Annotated in this window: 21 protein-coding genes and 1 tRNA gene; 7 read left to right on the forward strand and 15 right to left on the reverse strand. The window is 64.8% G+C overall.

Annotated features, from left to right (window positions below; genetic code table 11):
- Positions 1 to 265: 265 nt before the first annotated feature.
- The 10 genes from ACFWBU_RS11710 to ACFWBU_RS11755 form a co-directional block, all read right to left on the reverse strand.
- Complete coding sequence (locus ACFWBU_RS11710) at positions 266 to 769, reverse strand: hypothetical protein (RefSeq protein WP_378528334.1); 504 nt, start codon at positions 767 to 769, stop codon at positions 266 to 268.
- Positions 762 to 1,199 (reverse strand): helix-turn-helix domain-containing protein, encoded by a 438-nt coding sequence (locus ACFWBU_RS11715; RefSeq protein ID WP_378528335.1) that lies wholly within the window; start codon positions 1,197 to 1,199, stop codon positions 762 to 764. Before ACFWBU_RS11715 ends, ACFWBU_RS11710 begins: the two co-directional genes overlap by 8 nt.
- A gap of 51 nt (positions 1,200 to 1,250) precedes the next feature.
- Entirely contained in the window at positions 1,251 to 1,640 is a 390-nt protein-coding gene (locus ACFWBU_RS11720) for a hypothetical protein (protein ID WP_378528336.1), read from the reverse strand.
- A 467-nt stretch (positions 1,641 to 2,107) separates the two neighbouring features.
- On the reverse strand, positions 2,108 to 2,587 hold the full coding sequence (locus tag ACFWBU_RS11725) for a hypothetical protein (protein ID WP_378528337.1): 480 nt from the start codon (positions 2,585 to 2,587) through the stop codon (positions 2,108 to 2,110).
- A gap of 148 nt (positions 2,588 to 2,735) precedes the next feature.
- Complete coding sequence (locus ACFWBU_RS11730; protein WP_378528338.1) at positions 2,736 to 2,999, reverse strand: hypothetical protein; 264 nt, start codon at positions 2,997 to 2,999, stop codon at positions 2,736 to 2,738.
- A gap of 110 nt (positions 3,000 to 3,109) precedes the next feature.
- On the reverse strand, positions 3,110 to 3,436 hold the full coding sequence (locus ACFWBU_RS11735) for a hypothetical protein (RefSeq protein ID WP_378528339.1): 327 nt from the start codon (positions 3,434 to 3,436) through the stop codon (positions 3,110 to 3,112).
- Positions 3,437 to 4,070: 634 nt separating this feature from the next.
- Complete coding sequence (locus tag ACFWBU_RS11740; protein ID WP_378528340.1) at positions 4,071 to 4,802, reverse strand: helix-turn-helix domain-containing protein; 732 nt, start codon at positions 4,800 to 4,802, stop codon at positions 4,071 to 4,073.
- A gap of 813 nt (positions 4,803 to 5,615) precedes the next feature.
- A complete protein-coding gene (locus tag ACFWBU_RS11745; RefSeq protein ID WP_378528341.1) occupies positions 5,616 to 6,725 on the reverse strand; it encodes a hypothetical protein in 1,110 nt (369 codons plus the stop codon).
- Entirely contained in the window at positions 6,722 to 6,928 is a 207-nt protein-coding gene (locus ACFWBU_RS11750; RefSeq protein ID WP_378528342.1) for a hypothetical protein, read from the reverse strand. The genes ACFWBU_RS11745 and ACFWBU_RS11750 overlap by 4 nt, the downstream gene beginning before the upstream one ends.
- A 647-nt stretch (positions 6,929 to 7,575) precedes the next feature.
- Complete coding sequence (locus tag ACFWBU_RS11755) at positions 7,576 to 7,881, reverse strand: helix-turn-helix transcriptional regulator (RefSeq protein WP_378528343.1); 306 nt, start codon at positions 7,879 to 7,881, stop codon at positions 7,576 to 7,578.
- A 74-nt stretch (positions 7,882 to 7,955) separates the two neighbouring features.
- Between ACFWBU_RS11755 and ACFWBU_RS11760 the strand changes: the two genes are divergently transcribed.
- Together ACFWBU_RS11760 and ACFWBU_RS11765 are read left to right on the forward strand one after the other, a co-directional pair.
- Positions 7,956 to 8,471 carry a helix-turn-helix domain-containing protein gene (locus ACFWBU_RS11760; RefSeq protein ID WP_378528344.1) on the forward strand — a complete coding sequence of 172 codons (516 nt, stop codon included), beginning with the start codon at positions 7,956 to 7,958 and terminating at the stop codon, positions 8,469 to 8,471.
- On the forward strand, positions 8,464 to 9,717 hold the full coding sequence (locus tag ACFWBU_RS11765; RefSeq protein WP_378528345.1) for a tyrosine-type recombinase/integrase: 1,254 nt from the start codon (positions 8,464 to 8,466) through the stop codon (positions 9,715 to 9,717). Before ACFWBU_RS11760 ends, ACFWBU_RS11765 begins: the two co-directional genes overlap by 8 nt.
- A gap of 97 nt (positions 9,718 to 9,814) precedes the next feature.
- Here the strand turns inward: ACFWBU_RS11765 and ACFWBU_RS11770 are convergent.
- A tRNA-Pro gene (locus ACFWBU_RS11770) sits at positions 9,815 to 9,888 on the reverse strand.
- A 54-nt stretch (positions 9,889 to 9,942) separates the two neighbouring features.
- The gene (locus ACFWBU_RS11775) at positions 9,943 to 10,896 is read right to left on the reverse strand and encodes a metallophosphoesterase (RefSeq protein WP_346765230.1); all 954 of its coding nucleotides are present in this window, start codon (positions 10,894 to 10,896) and stop codon (positions 9,943 to 9,945) included.
- A 67-nt stretch (positions 10,897 to 10,963) separates the two neighbouring features.
- Between ACFWBU_RS11775 and ACFWBU_RS11780 the strand changes: the two genes are divergently transcribed.
- Complete coding sequence (locus ACFWBU_RS11780; protein ID WP_169622629.1) at positions 10,964 to 11,440, forward strand: GatB/YqeY domain-containing protein; 477 nt, start codon at positions 10,964 to 10,966, stop codon at positions 11,438 to 11,440.
- A gap of 72 nt (positions 11,441 to 11,512) precedes the next feature.
- On the opposite strand, the gene ACFWBU_RS11785 is transcribed toward ACFWBU_RS11780, so the two are convergent.
- On the reverse strand, positions 11,513 to 13,939 hold the full coding sequence (locus ACFWBU_RS11785) for a transglycosylase domain-containing protein (RefSeq protein ID WP_169622648.1): 2,427 nt from the start codon (positions 13,937 to 13,939) through the stop codon (positions 11,513 to 11,515).
- Positions 13,940 to 14,220: 281 nt separating this feature from the next.
- Between ACFWBU_RS11785 and ACFWBU_RS11790 the strand changes: the two genes are divergently transcribed.
- The gene (locus tag ACFWBU_RS11790) at positions 14,221 to 14,544 is read left to right on the forward strand and encodes a WhiB family transcriptional regulator (protein ID WP_378528346.1); all 324 of its coding nucleotides are present in this window, start codon (positions 14,221 to 14,223) and stop codon (positions 14,542 to 14,544) included.
- Between the two features lie 20 nt (positions 14,545 to 14,564).
- On the opposite strand, the gene ACFWBU_RS11795 is transcribed toward ACFWBU_RS11790, so the two are convergent.
- Both ACFWBU_RS11795 and ACFWBU_RS11800 read right to left on the reverse strand, forming a co-directional pair.
- Positions 14,565 to 15,701 (reverse strand): ArsA family ATPase, encoded by a 1,137-nt coding sequence (locus ACFWBU_RS11795; protein WP_169623060.1) that lies wholly within the window; start codon positions 15,699 to 15,701, stop codon positions 14,565 to 14,567.
- Positions 15,698 to 16,717 carry an ArsA family ATPase gene (locus ACFWBU_RS11800; RefSeq protein WP_169623059.1) on the reverse strand — a complete coding sequence of 340 codons (1,020 nt, stop codon included), beginning with the start codon at positions 16,715 to 16,717 and terminating at the stop codon, positions 15,698 to 15,700. The genes ACFWBU_RS11795 and ACFWBU_RS11800 overlap by 4 nt, the downstream gene beginning before the upstream one ends.
- A 47-nt stretch (positions 16,718 to 16,764) precedes the next feature.
- On the opposite strand from ACFWBU_RS11800, the gene ACFWBU_RS11805 reads away from it, so the two are divergent.
- The 3 genes from ACFWBU_RS11805 (at position 16,765) to ACFWBU_RS11815 (ending at position 18,288) form a co-directional block, all read left to right on the forward strand.
- Entirely contained in the window at positions 16,765 to 16,929 is a 165-nt protein-coding gene (locus tag ACFWBU_RS11805) for a hypothetical protein (protein WP_169623058.1), read from the forward strand.
- 4 nt (positions 16,930 to 16,933) lie between these two features.
- Positions 16,934 to 17,395 carry a RidA family protein gene (locus tag ACFWBU_RS11810; protein WP_378528347.1) on the forward strand — a complete coding sequence of 154 codons (462 nt, stop codon included), beginning with the start codon at positions 16,934 to 16,936 and terminating at the stop codon, positions 17,393 to 17,395.
- A 104-nt stretch (positions 17,396 to 17,499) separates the two neighbouring features.
- Positions 17,500 to 18,288, forward strand: coding sequence for an MBL fold metallo-hydrolase (locus ACFWBU_RS11815; RefSeq protein WP_296549826.1), 789 nt, complete (start codon positions 17,500 to 17,502; stop codon positions 18,286 to 18,288).
- Positions 18,289 to 18,334: the final 46 nt, after the last annotated feature.

An 18,334-nucleotide genomic window follows, 5' to 3' on the forward strand; every position in this document is an offset into this window, starting at 1 on the left:
GCCGATACAACGCCGTCACTGTGAACGATGCCAGATGCTCCGTGGCAGCCACCCCCAGACCCGAACGGCGTAAGTCACCCAGCCGACGCCCGGACCAACCGGAAGGGGAGGCGCCACCGTGGGCAAGCCGAACCCACACCGAACCGGCGGGCACCGCCCACCAAGCCGCGCGCTCGCGTACTCGCCGAAGAGGTGTCTGTGCTCCGTGCCGCAGACCCGGCGACAAGACCTGTCCAGCGGGGCATCTATTGAGTAAGGATTGTCGTCAAGACTCGGACGTGATCTGAATGGGTATTTGGCGATCTCGGAACTGTTTGAGGAGAGCGTCTTGGATCACCAGAATGGGAAGCGCCGCCTTCTCGCCAATTCCGGCTGCGGCATCCGCCAATATCGCAGCCGCACTCGCGACGGCTCTTGGGATCCCGTCGGTCAGGACGAGCTGCCGGAGGAGGGCCTCATCTGCTGTAAGAGCCTCTCTCCAGTGGTATTCCACTGAGACATCCGAACGTAGAACTGCGTCTGCCGACCGCTGTATGAGCGCGACTCGAATCCCCAAGAGCTCCGAGTGAAATGCCACTGCGCTACTTACCCGAATCTCTCCATCTTCGCAGCCGAGGGATAAGGCACCTAGCTCTGCGCTTTCACTCGCTACTTCGTCTAGGGTTGTGGCGCTCTTCCCAAAGATGGAAACTGTTACCTTCTGTATCAGGGAAAGCAGCTCGTCCAGGTCGCCAGGGTGACGAACCTCTGTTGAGGTGGACTCAGGCATCGCAAGCTGTCCAGTCGAGTGAAGACATGCTCTTCCAGTGCATACCTGCTGCCGGAGCAGCCTTCGGGCGCTCCTTGCCCTCTGCACTATTAAGGTGACGAAACGTCAAGGTTAGCGGTTCGGTCGACGTCATTCGCCAAATGTCGTAATCACGCACCTGGTGCGTAACTAGCGCGCCAATGGCAGCGGCGTATCGGCGAATGGTCGATAGATGAGGATCACTGCCGAGGCGCTCGAAGTTGGATACGGCAGTCTTCGAGCGCCCCATCCGGAGCGCGACTTCCTCTTGGGTAAGACGTTTCTGCTTCCTCAGCGTGACCAGCGACTCCAGAAGGCAGTCGTCTGCGTCGACAAGGCGGTCGCGCAACTTTCCATACCCGTCCGTATCTTGGATCCCAAGTAGAGCATCCAAGTCCTCGTGCAGACCCATGGGTTCAGGTTAACCGTAACCTTGCGGGCGAGCAATGCGCGTTGATGCGCATCAATACCACTCTGCGTGGAAGAGTCGAAGCTTTGCAGCTTGGATGTGCCCTTGTTGAACCGACTTCCAGTGGCCTACCTCGTCATGGGTTTTCACGCCAAGCAGCACTGCCAACAGCAACGTGGGCGCTGAGCGGGGCTCGTTGTAGTACAAGCGGTACTTAAGCTCCTCGATGTCGAGCCTCAGCTCGCCGACCATATTCCCTCCCGACACAAGCGGGTACTCCCACTCATCCGTCCTGACCGTTCCCTGGGCGGCCCGCAGCATGAGTCGCTTCACTTCATGGAGGGTCATGTGGTCAAGATTCAGCTCGGTGATGTCCCGCTTGAACTCAGCGAGCAGTTCCCACGTGCAACCACCTACGGTTACGCGCGAAGACCCAATCGCCATCAGGTCACCCCTTCCAAGGCGCAGCGGGGCACCCGCATAACGCACAAGCCGATCCCGGCCGTTCGTCAGCCATCCAGACGCTGGAACTTGATCTTACTTACAGGCAGGGGACCTGCGGCGAGTGGTGTAGCACTCGTCGAAAGAGCGACCGATGGAGTTCCATATTCACCCGTCGATGGGGCAACCTGATGCTCGATCGGTCGGTCGCATATCGGCCGCTGCAGCGGGATGCTTATGAAGCATATGGTGCTGAGGGGGGTGCTGCTTCACGCTTTCATGCTTAGGCCAGGCCGCGCTCGAGCAATCGCCGGGAGGCGGCATACCCTCGTCAGGCGGCATACCCTCGTCGAGGCACGCCGCGAGTCGACGGGCGCTGCAAATCCGTGCACGGTGCAGAGCTTGAGGACAAACCACGATTCGTCGAGGAGGGCGCGCCCGAGCATCCCAGGACAGCGCTCTGACCAGTGTTACCCGCGTCCCCCTCCCCGAAGGAACCGGACACGCTCCTCACGTCGCGCCTGCTCGGCGCGGTACGTCTCCACGCTCGCCGCCATCCGATCAAGAGTCGACGGTTTACCGGTCCGCCGCGCAAACTCGGCCTCCATACGTCGAGCTTCCGCGCTGCGTTCCTCGACCGCGTTCTCAGCGGCCAAATCCCGGCGGTCCTCACGCGCCGGGCGAGCAGCGCGATCGATCCGTAGCCGATCGATCTCATTCTGGGGTTCGGTCGCCCGCCGGCGCTTGGCCTTGATGATCTCATCGATCGAAACCTCGACCGCGGCCTGCTCCGCCAACCGCTCCGACCGCTTTTCACGGGCCAATCGGCCCGATTCTTCCTGCTGGGTGAAACTCGCGGACTTCGACTGCTCGTGGGCCGCTTCGAGGCGCCGCGCCTCTTCGGCTCGAACGTGATTGCGGTGCTCTTCTTCGTACGTGGAGTAAGCCATGGTGGCTCCTTTCGGGGTAACGCGACGGATTTGCCGCGCAGAAACGTGGTGTTGGAAGCACGGCCTCGCGCGCGCGTGGGCGTGCGCGTGCAAGCACGACCGGTCGATGTTCGTGCTGTCGCCTGTTCGCTGTGGCCGTTTTGAGGGCTCAGTCCTGATGGATGGCGGCGGCGAGTTGGTCGAGGGTGTCGAACCAGGGTTCGGTGGTTTCGGAGGCGGGGTGGCCGTAGCAGGGGTAGGCGCGATCGAGGAGGACGAGGCCGGTGTCTTGGGGCGTTCGGCAGGTGCCCGCGCGGCGGTGGGCGTCGAAGGCGGTGACGGAGGAGAAGGTGTGGTGGCAGCCGTCGCAGTGACTGGTGGTGAAGCCCGTCCATCGGGCATTGCAGCGGCTGCAGGTGTTGGTTTGCGTCATGTGCGTTCCCGGTCGGGTTGGGGTGTGGTTGTTTTTGCTCGAGGGTGCGGAGCTGGGCGCGTTTCCATGACGAAGGTGGGATCAGGGGGCCCGGGCGCAGGTTGGGGCGCTCAGAATCCCCCTTCGGTGATGTCGGCGTCGGCTTCGGCGTGGAGTCGTGCGGCTTCGTCGGCGAGGTTCCGGGCGCGGGCCTTTTTGAGGCGGGCCCGGGATGTAGCGGCGTTGTGGAGGCTTTCGGCGCGTCGACGTCGTTCTAATGAGTCGAGTTTGTGGGCGGGGTCGATTTCGGTCTCGTATCGGGCGAGGGCTCGGTCGCGGGCTGCGGCGGCGGAGGCGCGGGTGGCTGCGGCGGTGCGAGCGCGGCGGTCGGGGGTTCGGGCCCAGGATTCGTGGGCGGCGATCTGGGCGGCGAGGCGACGTTCGGTGGTAGTGGCCATGAGTGCTCCTGGAATGCGAAAGCCCCGGACATGAGTCCGGGGCTGCGGGGTGAAGATATGAGAGGAGCCCGGCTCCGTCGCGGAGTCGGGCTCGGGGATTCAAGCTGTGCGCGCCGATGTCTCAACGTCCGGCTGGAGACAGACCTCTAGCGCGAGACCACCTTGCCTGGCGTTTTGCGTGCGTGTCAAGACCGCACGTAACGACGCGAAGTAGATCTGATCGAAGCCCTCCGTCAGTCGCAGGTGTCCTTCGGTTGGCGCCGGACGGCGCGGCCGGCTCGCGCGAGTGCGCGTTACGGAACGTAACTCCCCCTCTCTAGTAAGCATCTACGTATCTGGTGTGTAGGGACTGGTAGGTGGACATCTGGGTGTCCAGTGGTCGACGCTCAAATGTCCACTGGTCGCTGACTGCGCCGCTCGGCGTCTTCGACGCTGTGCTCGCAGAATCAGAAGCCTGTCCGTGGACTCGGCGTCGAGCAGATACGACCGCAGCGTGTCCACAGGTCCCATTACTGCCGGTCTTGCAAATTGCCGGTCGGACGTCGCAAAGAGACATGAACTCCGGACCGTCCCGCAGGTCCCGTCGCATCGCGCTGCCGGTCAGTACATTCCCGGCAGCGCAGCATCAGGCCAGTCAGCTTGCCGCCTTCCTCCACCTGTAGACCGTTGCCCGATGCACTCCGAGCTGTTCGGCGATGTCGCAGACCGGCACGCCTTGGTCTAGTAGGGCGACTGCCTTAGATTGCATAGCGCGGCTGTCGTCGTATGCTGTCGCGTCGGTCGCCGGCGCGGCTGCGAGCAGGTGCAGGTGGGGCGAATCGGTGTCATCTGCTGACGACCGCGCAATGCTGCTTCCGTCGCGCCGTACGAGGCCCGTCGCGGTGTCGAATTCGGTGGTGTCGCGATGGGTGACCTGCGGGGATAACGGCCGCTGTGGGACCTCTCCGGATGACGCAGTCGAAGCAGCCAACGGTTGCGCTACGGCATTCGCATGTGTCTGTCGCAGGATCACGGCCAGGTGAGTGACCGCGACCAATGCGACCGGGGGAACCGCGGCGACGGTGGAGCAGAGCCACACCGGGAGCGCTCCCGCGGGCAGTGAGGCGTGAAGAACGTTGCCCGCGACCGAGATGGCCGCACCCGCGAGCAGAAGCAACCAGGCGTACGAGCCGACCCGTGCGACGACTGCGACTGTCGCAACGATGATGAGCCCGTCGACGATGAGCGGCCACAGCCACGGCGTCGTGATGCCCGAACGCTCGGCGAGGTCGGTGAGGGCTTCGTAGGACAGCCAGAATGCGGCCATACAGATCGCGGCGGTACCGACGACAGTGACGACGAGCGGGATCGGGGGAGTTCTGTTCATGAGGTTCCTTGAGCGGTCAGCGGAGGGATAGCGGTAAGTCGGAACTCGGTCGGGGGAGCCGGGCGTCGGTGTTGAGATGTTTCCGTGGAACTGGCGTTGTCGGGCCTGTGGGTCTTGGTGCCGCTAGAGCACTCCCATCTGCGACCCTGCGGGGTCCTCTGCGATGTGGGACCACGGGATCGAGGGCAAGGTGCCGCGGAGCGAAGCGGAGTGGTGCCGCGGCAGCACCCGATCAAGGAGCCGGATTGAGTCCGCGACGTACCGGTACTTTGCGGCCGTGTTGGGGTGCCGATCGGCTCCCGCCTCGCTTCGCTCGTTGTGCTGCCGCGGCGACTCCGTCCCCTTGCCTTCCAAAGTCTTTCTGCCGCAGCTTGTGTTTGTGATATCGCGGCTCGGATGGGGTGAGCCGAATGGCTGTGATTCTCGAGGGCGTTCGGAGGCTTCTCCCGCGAACTCCTCTTCTGGCGTGAATGAGATGACCAAGAGATTGAGGGCAAGGTGCGGCGGCAGTACTCGTTGCGGACGGTTGCGGAATATGATTTTCCGCTTCCTGCTGTCCCGACTTGGTGCTCGCCGACCTGTCCTGTCCTGACACCCCCACTTCGTAGGGGGGTGTCTGTCCGGGACAGGTCGTCGCGAATGCACGAAGCATCTGTCCTGAACCTGTCCTGAGGCTGTCCGGGACAGGTCTGACCTGTAGTGATACGTGTGACTGTCCCGGGGTTCGGGACAGAATCGGACCCGGCAAACTTGTCCTGAGAGCCCGAAACTGTCCGGGACAGGTCTGACCTGCGCTTTTCGAAACTGCCACCATCAGACGGCCCCCTCGTGGACAGCCTTCCGGTGCCGTACAGCTTCGGCGTATGCAGCGTTCCCCGCGGAGACGGAGTCTTTTTGATCGATCAAGTACTTCCTCAAGGCGTCCCTGCCCGCCATAGGCGGAGCGTTGGTTCGCTCGGCCGCAGCGAGGATCTCCGCGACCTTGCTATCAACTACCTCACCGGCGGGTTCCGTGATTTCCGAAGAGGCAACCCCGGTTGGGGGCGTGATCAGCCATGAGAGAGAACCATCCTCTTGGTCGGCGAGTTCGAATGTCCCCGCAGATTGCTGTTTCCCTGGCGGGCAATGCGCCCGCACACCACCGTGCCGGTCCTTCGCGACCACCAAGTCGCAAGCCCCACCATGGCCAGGCCGGAACTGGCGCGCCATGGTGACGCTGATCGAGCAGCCCCCTAAGACACGGGATTTCGCCAACGTGCCGCCAGGGTCGTTTCTGTTGCGGGCCTGCTCGCTCTTAGGGCGGTGATCGACTGCGATGACGGCGGCACCTGCCTTCGCCATAGGTTTCAGAGTCTTTCGGTGGACGTCCGTGACCTCGTCAGGGCTGTTGCTAGAGCTGCCGTAGAGCGGGATCAGCTCCCCCAGCGAGTCGACGATGACGATGGCCGGCTGCCAGGTGCTTACATCTTCGACGACACGTCTGAATGTGTGAGCGTCCTCGGGCTCGCTATACCGGAAGTTCTCTCTCAGAGACTCATGTGGCACGCCAAGTTTGAGCAGGTGGCCGAGCACTGCAACAGCACCGTTGTGGTCGAGGTCTATCATCAGTGCGCGACGTCCGGCCGAGAGCTCTGAAGCGACCGCCGCGAGGCACACCCAGGTCTTGCCTGACTCCGGATCACCGAAGATGAGATTGACTTGACCCGAGTAGAAGAGCGACTGCCCGTCTGCGCGTTGCAGAATCGTCGGGCGTAGCGGCTCCGGTGCTCGCCCGTCGAGGATCGCGGCGATGTCCACGTACGGACTCTGCGGAGCCACGGGGCGCGTCGACTCCTCCCCGCAGGCGGGCTGCTGCTCGTATAGGGTTCGGACTTCGGCGATCTCGCGGTCGTCTGGTCCGTGGGCCGGGATAGGCCCGTTCATTTCGCGTACTTCCGAGATGCCCGCCAGACACGAGTGACACCGCCCGCGTGTGCAGGGCGACGGGAAGGGGTGAACCCGACCGGCTCGATATATCCCGCCTTGTGCCCGGTCTGAAAGAGCGCGCCCCGTCGGGCGGGGGTGTCGAAGTGGATGCCGAACTGTTCTTCGAGGTCGTACGCCTCGAACTGGAGGGCGGGATTCATGCGTGCGACGGTCTTGAGCGCCGCGACGGCAGGGTCGAAGGTGCAAGGGTCAGCGTGGGCGACGGCCTGTTCGAAGCCGGTTCGGTCGGATACGGTATTCAATTGTGTCTCCGCGATGAGCTGTGTAGTTGTGTACCGAGGCAGCCGTTGTGTGTCGGGAGGGAAATGTGGGGTGGTGGCGCCTATTTGGGCTCTGGCGCCTAGAATCGTCAATCGAACCTCCTGACTATTGGGTGAGCTGCTTAGCGCTGTGCTCACCGGTAGCGGTTCATTACTTGACGTGGGTGTCGGGTGTGGGTTGGTTCTCGAGCGGGCCACACTGCCAGGTGTGGCCCGCTCGCCAGTTCTGTTGGGGTTGGGGTGTCCGCGGGGAGATGCGCCCGTCCGCCTATTCCAGGACTTCATGGGTTATTACCGTTCCCGCAACCGGGACGCACCCTCAGCCGCGGTCTCAAGTGTGCTGAGGGCGAGGATGATCCCGCCGCACACTGAGGTGAGCACGCCGCCAGGTTCCATGGGTTCGCCGAGTTCATCCACAGTGAGGTTGTCCTCATCGAATGCCCGGTACTCATGGGCAAGGCTCCGGAGTTCACGGCGAACGGCGCGCAGACGTTCGCAGAGGTCGACCGGGTTGGCTGAGTCGTGAATCATGCGGCCCCGCTAGCATTTCGAGGCGCCGGGGCAGCGAGCGAGTTGCGGCCACCCCGCTTGGTTGCAGCTTCCTGTTCGGATAGCCACTGCTCCAGTGCCTCGCGTCGGTAGAGGACTCGACGCCCGATAGCGAAGGATTCGGGTCCCAGATCCTGGCACCGCCAGTACCTGAGTGTTGCCACCGGGATGCAGTACGTCTCGCTGACTTCGCGGGTCGTGAGGAGTTCCTTCGACCTATGGTCGGTGCTTGCGTTCGTCACGCCGTCTCTTTTCTTGGATGACATTGTTCTGGTGTTGGTCATGAACAAGATATAAGAACATCATAACAAGCAGATAGGGTCTAGTCGGAACCCCAGGACGTTGTATCGTTGGTTGTGTGAGTAAGAACATGGATGGTGATGAGCAATGGATCGGTCAGCGGATCCAAGAACTCCGCCAAGCGCGGGGGATGACCCAACATGACCTCGCCGAGGCGGCAAACCGCCTTGGCGGCACCTTCCATCAGCAAACAATCCAGAAGATCGAAGCTGGCGCCCGGCCGCTGCGGCATAGTGAAGCCATCAAGCTGACGCTGGCGCTCGGTGTGCACATTGACGCACTCAGCGGTGACAAGCCGGAGATTGATCGCCAGTTTGCTGCCGTCCAAGCTGCCATGCATGAATCACGCTCAAGTGCCCGTGAACTCGACCGGGTGGCCTGGGAGTGGCTGTCCCGCTGGAAGGCTGCTAAGGACCAAGCCGCGGTCTTTGCAGATCTCGAGCACATGGACTCCGGCGACGAAGCAGATCTGACTGAATCCCTACGCACCGACGCTGCAGACGTGAGGCGTATCGCGGAGGCACTTCTCGAAGCTCTCGACAACGCAGCGGGGGAAGGTGTCGCGGATGCCTAGCCCGCGCCGGAATCACCGTGCCGGAGTCGAGGATCGGTGGTGGAAGACCATCAAGAACGAGGACGGCTCGGAGCAGAAGGTCCATGCGGCGGGATGGACCCTCGATGAGACAGGCAAGGACGTGCCACCGTCCCGTAAGCGTTGGCGGGCGAGATGGGTCGATGACCAAGGGCGTGAGGTCTCACGAGCCTTCGACCGCAAGGCAGATGCTCTCGCGGAGATCCAACGAGTGACAGCTGAGGTTCACACGGGGACGTATGTCACCCCGTCCGCTGGCAGGGCGACAGTCGAGGCGATGTATCAGCAGTGGATCGGCGCGCAAGCGCACATCAAGGCCTCCACTCGGGCAACTCGGGAGAACGCCTGGAAGGTGCACGTTCGGGATGTGTGGGCGGGTACGCCGGTTGCGGACATTCAGACCTCGATGGTGCGCACCTGGGTCGCTGACATGGTCGTAACCGGGGCGAAGCCGGCAACGGTCGAGAACGCACTCGGGGTACTGCGAATGGTGCTGAACCTAGCCTTGGAGGACCGCAGGATCGCACGCAATCCCACCGACGGGGTTAAGGCACCCCGGCGTGAGCACAAGCGGCGCGGGTACCTCACCCACAACCAAGTCGAGCAGCTCGCCCGGGAAGTCAGCGGCGGAGCAGAGGTCGTACGGTTTCTCGCCTACACGGGACTGAGGTGGGGTGAAATGGCGGCGCTCCGCGTCCAGGACTTCGACATGCTTCGGCGCCGGGTAAACGTCCTGCAGGCGGTGGCGGAGGTGAAGGGCACCCTGGTCTGGTCGACGGCGAAGAACCACGAACGCCGCTCGGTGCCGTTCCCGCGCTACCTGGCCCCCGAGCTCTCGGCTCTCATGGCAGGGAAGGGGCGTGAGCAACTGGTGTTCACCTCTACGGAGGGTGAGGTCCTGCGTGTCTCGACCTACCGCCCCCGCGTGTTCGCGAAGGCTGTGGCTCGGTTGCAGGAGAACGTTGTGGAGCGGAGGGCCAAGGAGGAGCAAGACGACGGTCAGCCGGTGACGCCGGAGTTCCCGATGGTCACCCCTCACGACCTCCGGCACACCGCAGCATCGCTCGCCGTGTCGGCCGGCGCAAATGTGAAGGCCGTCCAGACAATGCTCGGGCACAAGTCGGCGGCGCTGACGTTGGACACCTACGCGGACCTGTTCCCGGATGATCTAGAGGCGGTCGCGGAGGCCCTCGACATGGCAGCACTGGCAGCTCGGACGGCCATCTGAAGATCGACACTCAATCTACTGCGGACCCACTGCGGACCGGAAAGGTCAGAGGCCCTCCCCGCTTTGCGGAAAGGACCTCTGACCTGCTTCTTCACTGTCGGGGTGGCGGGATTCGAACCCACGACCTCTTCGTCCCGAACGAAGCGCGCTACCAAGCTGCGCCACACCCCGTGATGAACCTCGGCTAGCTTACATCACGACTCGGGCGAAGGTTAAATCTGCTGGTCAGCGGTGAGATTGCGCGCTTTCGGCCGCGCTGTCGAGATCCCGGTGCCGGGTCTCGCGCGGAGCCGGGACGAGCGTCAGCAGCGTGGCCTCCGGACGGCAGAAGAACCGTGCGGGGACGAACGGCGACGTGCCGAGGCCGGCGGACACGTGCAGCTGCATGTGCGAGCCCCACCGGGACGGGCCCTTCACCCGCGACCGGTCGATACCGCAGTTGGTGACCAACGCGCCGACGAACGGGAGGCACAGCTGACCGCCGTGGGTGTGACCGGCGAGCACCAGGTCGTAGTTGTCGGCCGCGAAGCGATCCAGCACGCGCGGCTCGGGGGAATGCGTCAAACCGAGGCGAAGGTCGGCGGACGGATCTGCCGGGCCGGCGATCGTCTCGTACCGGTCGCGCTCGAGGTGCGGGTCGTCGACTCCGGCGACGGCGATACGAACGCCGCCCACCTCGATGTCGCGACGCACATGCGTCATGTCGTGCCAGCCGCGTTCGGTGAACGCGGCCCGCAGATCGCCCCACGGCAGCGGCGCGCCGTAGACGCGGTCGTGGTTCTTGTCGAAGTAGGCGAACGGGTTCTTCGGGACCGGCCCGAAGTAGTCGTTGCTCCCGAACACGAACAGGCCGGGACGTGCGAGGAGACCGCCGAGCGCCTGAACCACGGCCGGCACCGACCGCGGGTGGGACAGGTTGTCCCCGGTGTCGACCACCAGGTCGGGCTCGAGCGAGTCGAGTTCGCGCAACCAGTTCTGCTTGAGACGCTGGTTGGGCATCATGTGCAGGTCGCTGATCTGGAGAACGCGGAGGGTCGATGCGCCCGGTGCAAGCACCGGGACCGTCACCTCTCGCAAAGTGAAGGCGTTGCGTTCGATCAGAGTCGCGTAGCCGAGGCCGAGGGCAGAAGCTCCGGCGGCGCCGACTGCGACGCGGCGAAGAGCAGAAACATCAGGCACTCGTCCAGGGTACCGCCGCGATCGGTCCGCGCGCCGTGTTCGTGGTCTCGGGCGTAGCGTTTCCTCCATGACCGACACCACTCCCTCGCTCAAATCCACACTGCGCGCGGACCTCACCGCGGCGATGAAGGACAAGGACAAGCTGCGCACGGCGACGATCCGCATGATGCTGTCCGCGATCCAGACCGAAGAGGTGGCGGGTAAGGAAGCTCGCGAACTCTCCGACGAGGACATCCTCAAAGTTCTGGCGCGCGAATCCAAGAAGCGCGGCGAAGCAGCCGAGGTGTACACGGAGAACGGCCGCGGTGAACTCGCCGCCAAGGAGCATGCCGAGGGCCGGATCATCGACGAATACCTCCCGACGCCGTTGACCGACGCGGAACTCGTCGACGTCGTCGACACCGCGATCGGGCAGGTCGCCGAGGAGATCGGTGAGCGTCCCGGGCCCAAGAACATGGGGCAGGTCATGAAGGCTGCGACGGCGATCGCCGCGGGGAAGGCAGACGGCAAACGGCTCTCGGCGGCGGTCCGTTCGCGGCTGTAGTTTTCGCCCACTCCACCGAAGAGAATCAGGGCGCGACCTCGTGGAGGTCGCGCCCTGATCTATCGGGACCGGTCAGTTGTCGGGTCTGCTCGGAGTGGTGGTCGCCGACGAATCTTCGTCCGGCGGCGGCGACGATTCGGATTGCTCCGGTTCCCGGCCCGGAATAGGCGCCGGAGTGGAACGGCTGGTGGTGTCGGGCACCTCCCGGCCGTCGGGCCGGGCGGGGGTGGCACTGGCCGACGGCACGGCGCGCACCGAGCCGTCACTGACGAAGATCGTCACCGTGCTGCCCGGGACGGCCGAACCCGAGGGGGAACTGCTCGTCACGGTGCCGGCGCGCTGCTCGGCTTTCACCGTCGCCTCCGTCACCGAGAATCCGGCGTCCTGAAGCTGCTGCGTGGCGCGCTCACGAGGGAGCCCCGCCACGTCGGGCACCTGGGCGTTGCCGGCACCGCGCACGTAACGCGGGTCTACCGGCGGAAGTTCGATCGAGCCGAATCGTGTCGCCACCGGCAGCATCGCGGAGAACCAGGTTCGCGCCGGCTCGGTGCCGCCGAAGAGGTTGCCGTCGTAGCAGGGCCGGACGGGACCGGAGCAGATCTGGCCGGGCGTGGGGGAGTCACCGTAGGTGTAGACGACGCCCGCGTACCGGTTGGTGAAGCCGAGGAATGCGGACGACATGTGGGACTCGGTGGTACCTGTCTTGGCCGAGACGGGCAGGTTCCATCCCACGGATCCGGCGGCACCCGCTGCCGTGCCACCGCCCGAGGTGTCCTTGCTCAGTGCGTTGGCGAGGGTATCCGCCAGGCCGGGCTCGACGACCTGCTCGCAGGCCTCCTGGGTGATCGGAACAGGCTTGCCCTCGCGGTCGAACACGCCCTCGATAGGCGACGGGGGGCACCACTTGCCGTGCGACGCGAGAGTTGCCGCGACATTCGACAGTTCGAGTGGATTGACCCAGGTCGGCCCGAGTGTGTACGACCCGAGGTGCTGATCCTTCTGCATGTCCGACATCGACTGGTCGCCGAATCCGGACGTGCGGGGCTGCAGGTACGAGCGCAGGCCCAGTCGCACGGAGATGTCGACGACGGACTCGACGCCGGTGGCCTCGATCAGCTTCACGAACGCGGTGTTCGGTGACTGGGCGAGCGCGTCGCTCACCGACAGGCTCGCCGGGTAGGGGGCGGCGTTCTCGACGCAGTAGTAGTTCGGCGGGCAACCGCGGGCACCACCGTCGCCGAGTCCGCGAGCGTTGTACCGGTTGGGGACGTCGAGTACTGCCGACGTGCCGAGGCCCCGCTCCATCGCCGCGGCGACGGTGAAGACCTTGAAAATCGACCCGGCACCGTGACCGGTGAGCGAGTACGGCTGCGGCTGGACGGTTTCCTTGTTGTCGCCGTTGAGGCCGTACGTGCGGCTCGAGCCCATCGCGAGGACCTTGTGCGTGTCCTGGCCGGGTTCGATCACATTCATCACGGAGGCGACGTCGTCGACGGTGGGGCTGGTGAACTTGTCGAGCGACGATTTCACCGACGACTGGACCTCGGGGTCGAGCGTGGTGCGGATGACGTATCCGCCCTTGTCGATCTGCTCGCGCGAGATCCCGGCGTTCTCGAGGTACTGCAGCGCGTATTCACAGAAGAAGCCACGATCACCTGCGGAGATGCAACCGCGAGGCAGCGTGTTGGGTTCGGGGAGGACACCGAGGGGGAGTTGCTTGGCTTCGCGGATCTCCGCGGCACGCTCGGGGATGTTCTCGATCATGGTGTCGAGAACGATGTTGCGACGCTCGAGGACGCCCTCGGAGTTGGTGTAGGGGTTCAGCGCGGAACTGGACTGCACCATGCCGGCGAGCATCGCGGACTGCGGGATGTTCAGGTCCTTGGCGTCGATGCCGAAGTACGTCTGCGCGGCGTCCTGGATTCCGAAGGAACCGTTTCCGAACGGCACCAGGTTGAGATACCGGGTGAGGATCTCGTCCTTGGTCAGCTTCTCGTCGAGTGTGAGCGCCATCCGGATCTCGCGGATCTTGCGAGCCGGAGTGGTTTCGATGGCGGCACGGCGCTCGGCGTCGGTCTTGGCGACGACGTGCAGCATGTAGTTCTTCACGTACTGCTGGTCGATCGTCGATGCACCCTGCTCGACCTGACCGCTCGTGGTGTTGGTGAGGAACGCGCGCATCGTGCCCTGCCAGTCGACACCCCGGTGTTCCGGGAAGCGCTTGTCCTCGATCGAGACGATCGCAAGTTTCATCTCGTTGGAGATCTGGTCGCTGGGCACCTCGAACCTGCGCTGCTCGTACAGCCAGGCGATGGGGTTGCCCGCGTTGTCCACCATCGTCGTCACCGCGGGGACGACACCCTCCACGAGTTCGGCAGAACTGTTGTCCACGGTGTCGGCGGCGCGGTTGGAGACGTACCCGAATCCCCCTGCGGCCGGGAACAGCATCCCTGCCACGAGAACGCCGCCGAGGGCGGTACAACCAACAAGCTTCGCCACCGTGCTTCGGATCGACACGAAGTACACAGTACGGGCAGCCATGCTCCGCGGTCGTATTGAGGGCGGCGGCATGCCGCGCGACGTGCAGCTATGCACGTACGTACCAGAAAAGGTTTTCCTCGCCTTGCGCCCGGGCATCAGGTTACCTAGATTGAGACATCAGTGTGATGCAGGTAACACCTTGACAGGGGAGATTGCGTTATAGGGGAAGCGCTACGGCGCGACTCCTACGCAATATCGGACACCGCGTAGCGGTGTTCGGAGAGTAGAGGGGCAACTGAATGCACATGACCACCCCGACGGCCCGGCTCGACGTCGACCAAGCGGAAGCACGCATTGCCTGGGTTTCCCGGGCACGGTGCCGCGAAGTCGATCCCGATGAACTGTTCGTGCGAGGCGCTGCACAGCGCAAAGCCGCGGTCATCTGCCGACATTGCCCTGTGATGCTCCAGTGCGGCGTTGACGCACTCGACAATCGAGTGGAGTTCGGTGTCTGGGGAGGCATGACCGAGCGCCAGCGCCGAGCCCTTCTCAAGCAGCACCCCGAGGTCGAATCCTGGGCAGACTTCTTCGCAGCGCAGCGTCACCACCAGAACGCGGTCTGACACCGCCCACCCGCAGAGGTTCAGGCCTCGCGGGTGAGCTGGTCGGCCACGGCCCTCAGCGCCTCGAGGTCCGACACCTCGAACGGCAACGAGGGCACGCCCACCACGGGCACGCGCGGGTTCGCGGCGGTGAAACTCCGCAGCAGACGTAGTTCCCGCTTGGCTGTGACTGCGCGGTGCGCGTGGATACGCAGGACGGCTTCGGCAGCCTCCGCGTCGTCACCGCCCTGCTCGGCAAGCGCGTCGGCCGCGGTCAGCGCATGGTCCGGGGGCATCTTCGACAGGGTCGGATGCGTTCGGTTGAGCACCAGGCCCGCGAGCGGCATCCGGTCCTCACCGAGCCGCTCGACGAAGTAGGAGGCCTCCCGGAGCGCGTCCGGTTCTGCGGACGCCACCACCATGAAGTGGGTGCCGGGCTGCTGGAGCAGCTGATAGGTCCGGTTGGCGCGCTCGCGGAACCCTCCGAACATGGAATCGAGCGACTGCACGAACGCGGACGCGTCCGACAGCATCTGGCTGCCCACGATCGTCGACACGGCCTTGAGAGCGATGCCCATCGCTCCGGTGACCAGACGTCCGATGCCCCGGCCGGGAGCGGTGAAGATCCGGATCATCCGGCCGTCGAGGAACGCGCCGAGCCGTTGCGGAGCGTCGAGGAAGTCGAGCGCATTCCGGGACGGCGGTGTGTCTACGACGATCAGATCCCACTCGTCGCTCTGCGCGAGCTGTCCGAGTTTCTCCATCGCCATGTACTCCTGCGTGCCGGAGAACGACGACGCGACGGTCTGATAGAAGGGATTGTCCAGAATCTGCTGGGCTTTGTCGGGCGTCGAATGCTCGAGGACCATGTCGTCGAACGTGCGACGCATGTTGAGCATCATCGCGTGCAATTCGCCGGTGGATCCGGCCGGGAGTTCCACCTTCTGCGGCGAATTGTCGAGACTCTGCACCCCGAGGGCCTGCGCGAGCCGACGCGCCGGGTCGATCGTCAGGACCACCACGCTGCGCCCCTTCTCGGCAGCGCGCAACGCCAGCGCGGCAGCAGTGGTGGTTTTCCCGACGCCTCCGGATCCGCAGCACACGATCACCCGCGACGACGGATCGGCCAGGATTCCGCCGACATCGAGCGGAGTGGCGACGCGGGCCTTCCCGGTCATCGGACGCCCTGCTCGGTCAGTGCCTGGGCAAGCTCGTACAAGCCGCCGAGGTCGATGCCGTCGGCCATGGAGGGCAAGGACATGCGCGCCACCTTCACGTCGTCGAGTTGAGCGGCGCTGACCTGCTGTGCCTGCAAGGTTGCAGCGTGCTCGATGGCTTCGGTGAGCAGCCCGGCAAAATCTTCGTCGGAGAGCTTCACCCCGACCCGGCCGAACGCGGCGCGGATCGATTCTCCGGGTACCCGCCCGCCGGCAAATTCATCGACGAGATTTTCGGGCAGATGTTCGGGCGCGGTGCGGTTGACGATCACGGTGCCCAGGCGCAGATCTGCTGCCTGCAATTCCTCGACCGCGTCCGCGGTTTCCTGAACGGGTAGCGCTTCGAGCAGAGTGACAAGGTGCACGACCGTCTCGTCGGAGTGCAGCAGTCGCACCACGCCTTCGCTCTGCGACCGGATCGGGCCGGACTTCGCGAGGTCCGCCATGGCCTTGGTGACGTCCAGGAAACTGCTGATTCGTCCCGTGGGCGGCGCGTCGACCACCACCGCGTCGTATACGCGGCGTCCCGACGCGTCGGTGCGCACCACGGTTTCCTTGATCTTGCCGGTGAGAATCACGTCACGCAGACCCGGTGCGAGGGTGGTCGCGAACTCGACGGCACCGATCCGCCTCATCGCACGGCCCGCGAACCCCAGGTTGTAGAACATGTCGAGGTATTCGAGGAACGCCGCCTCGATGTCGATGGCGAGCGCGGAGACGACTCCGCCGCCCTCGGCGGAGGCGATCTTCGTCTCTACCGGCGGTAACGGCGGAACGTCGAACAACTGCGCGATTCCCTGCCGGCCTTCCGTCTCGACGAGCAGGACCTTGCGGCCGCCCGCGGCGAGCGCGAGCGCGAGCGCTCCCGCGACCGTCGATTTGCCGGTACCGCCCTTGCCGGACACGAAGTGCAGTCGCGCCTGTGCGGCGCCGGCCGGCCACTCGCCGGAATGAGATGTCGGTGTTGCCACGACCACGAGCCTATAAGTCGTGCGCTCGTTAAGGCGGCGGATAGGGTCATGACATGAGTGAAACGACTACGTGGGAGTACGCGACCGTGCCCCTGCTCACACACGCGACCAAGCAGATTCTCGATACCTGGGGTTCCGACGGGTGGGAACTCGTCACCGTCCTGCAGGGACCCACCGGCGAACAGCACGTTGCCTACCTCAAGCGTCCGAAGGGCTGACGCGGTGGCACAACAGTGGTCCGCACGCCTCGCCGAGTTGGGGCTCAGCTTGCCGCCGATCGCCAAGCCGGTGGCGGCGTATGTGCCCGCCGTCCGTTCCGGTGACATCGTCTACACCTCGGGCCAGCTGCCGCTCGTCGACGGCACCCTCACCCACACCGGCAAGGTCGGCGCCGAGGTCTCGCCCGAGGACGCGAAGCAGGCGGCACGTACCGCCGCGCTCAACGCGCTGGCGGCAATCGATGGACTCGTCGGCCTGGACAACATCGCCAGCATCGTGAAGGTGGTGGGATTCGTGGCCTCGGCCGAGGGTTTCACCGGCCAGCCCGGCGTGATCAACGGCGCGTCGGAATTCCTCGGTGAGGTGTTCGGTGCCGTCGGTGCGCACGCCCGCTCCGCCGTGGGCGTCGCGGAACTGCCGCTCGGGGCTCCCGTCGAGGTCGAACTCATCGTCGAGGTGCGCTGACCTCGGCGGTGACCCGATCTACGGGGGTCGTGGCCCGGGACATCGATCCGCGGCCCTCGTAGAGTGGGATCGACCACGACGTCCCTGTCAGGAAAGGCAAGAACATGGCGCTGGTCCACCCCGCGTACGGCCGGCTGCGGCAGATCACGGAGAACGCTGCCGTGGTTCTGGCAGAGAACCCCTCGGTCATGTCCTTGGAGGGCACCAACACGTGGATCCTCCGTGCGCCCGGGGCAGACGAGTGCGTCGTGGTGGATCCGGGCCCGCTCGACGAAGCGCATCTCGCGCGCGTCGCGCAGGTTCCTGTCGCCGCGACACTCATCAGTCACCGGCACTTCGACCACACCGAAGGTGCGGGCCGGTTCGCCGAACTCGCCAACTGCCCCGTGCATGCGTCGTCGGCCGATCACCGGCACGGCGGCGGGAACGAACTTTCCGACGGTGACGTCGTCGAAGCCGCCGGGCTTCGCATTCGCGTACTCGCGACACCGGGCCATACCGCGGATTCGCTGTCCTTCGTCGTGGAGGACGACAACAGTGTCCTGACCGCGGACACCATCCTCGGACGCGGCACCACGGTGCTCGACGACACCGACGGCGATCTCGGCGACTATCTCCGCTCGCTGCGTGCACTGATCGGCTTGGGGCCGGGTTACACGGTGTTGCCCGGGCACGGCCCCGAACTGGACGACCTGGAGACGATCGCGCGGGACTACCTCGCCCATCGCGAGCAGCGCCTCGAACAGGTGCGTGCCGCGGTGCGCACCCTCGGTGAGGACGCGACAGCGCGCCTCGTCGTCGAGCACGTGTATGCGGATGTCGACCGGTCGTTGTGGGACGCGGCGGAGAAGTCGGTGAACGTGCAACTCGAATACCTGAGGAGCTTCGCCTGACCGCGATACCTCATAACCCGTAAACGAGCGAGCCCGGGACGCGTGT

The sequence above is a fragment of the Rhodococcus sp. NPDC060084 genome, from assembly GCF_042730335.1.
Lineage (GTDB): Bacteria > Actinomycetota > Actinomycetes > Mycobacteriales > Mycobacteriaceae > Rhodococcus.

Bases quoted from the DNA above. Each gene is read 5' to 3' on its own strand.
- ACFWBU_RS11815 (WP_296549826.1), top strand. From the start codon at position 17,500: ATGGCGCTGGTCCACCCCGCGTACGGCCGGCTGCGGCAGATCACGGAG.
- ACFWBU_RS11735 (WP_378528339.1), bottom strand. From the start codon at position 3,436: ATGGCCACTACCACCGAACGTCGCCTCGCCGCCCAGATCGCCGCCCAC.
- ACFWBU_RS11720 (WP_378528336.1), bottom strand. From the start codon at position 1,640: ATGGCGATTGGGTCTTCGCGCGTAACCGTAGGTGGTTGCACGTGGGAA.
- ACFWBU_RS11780 (WP_169622629.1), top strand. From the start codon at position 10,964: ATGACCGACACCACTCCCTCGCTCAAATCCACACTGCGCGCGGACCTC.
- ACFWBU_RS11710 (WP_378528334.1), bottom strand. From the start codon at position 769: ATGCCTGAGTCCACCTCAACAGAGGTTCGTCACCCTGGCGACCTGGAC.
- ACFWBU_RS11725 (WP_378528337.1), bottom strand. From the start codon at position 2,587: ATGGCTTACTCCACGTACGAAGAAGAGCACCGCAATCACGTTCGAGCC.
- ACFWBU_RS11795 (WP_169623060.1), bottom strand. From the start codon at position 15,701: ATGACCGGGAAGGCCCGCGTCGCCACTCCGCTCGATGTCGGCGGAATC.
- ACFWBU_RS11750 (WP_378528342.1), bottom strand. From the start codon at position 6,928: ATGAATCCCGCCCTCCAGTTCGAGGCGTACGACCTCGAAGAACAGTTC.
- ACFWBU_RS11740 (WP_378528340.1), bottom strand. From the start codon at position 4,802: ATGAACAGAACTCCCCCGATCCCGCTCGTCGTCACTGTCGTCGGTACC.
- ACFWBU_RS11730 (WP_378528338.1), bottom strand. From the start codon at position 2,999: ATGACGCAAACCAACACCTGCAGCCGCTGCAATGCCCGATGGACGGGC.
- ACFWBU_RS11765 (WP_378528345.1), top strand. From the start codon at position 8,464: ATGCCTAGCCCGCGCCGGAATCACCGTGCCGGAGTCGAGGATCGGTGG.
- ACFWBU_RS11755 (WP_378528343.1), bottom strand. From the start codon at position 7,881: ATGACCAACACCAGAACAATGTCATCCAAGAAAAGAGACGGCGTGACG.
- ACFWBU_RS11745 (WP_378528341.1), bottom strand. From the start codon at position 6,725: ATGAACGGGCCTATCCCGGCCCACGGACCAGACGACCGCGAGATCGCC.
- ACFWBU_RS11715 (WP_378528335.1), bottom strand. From the start codon at position 1,199: ATGGGTCTGCACGAGGACTTGGATGCTCTACTTGGGATCCAAGATACG.
- ACFWBU_RS11790 (WP_378528346.1), top strand. From the start codon at position 14,221: ATGCACATGACCACCCCGACGGCCCGGCTCGACGTCGACCAAGCGGAA.
- ACFWBU_RS11805 (WP_169623058.1), top strand. From the start codon at position 16,765: ATGAGTGAAACGACTACGTGGGAGTACGCGACCGTGCCCCTGCTCACA.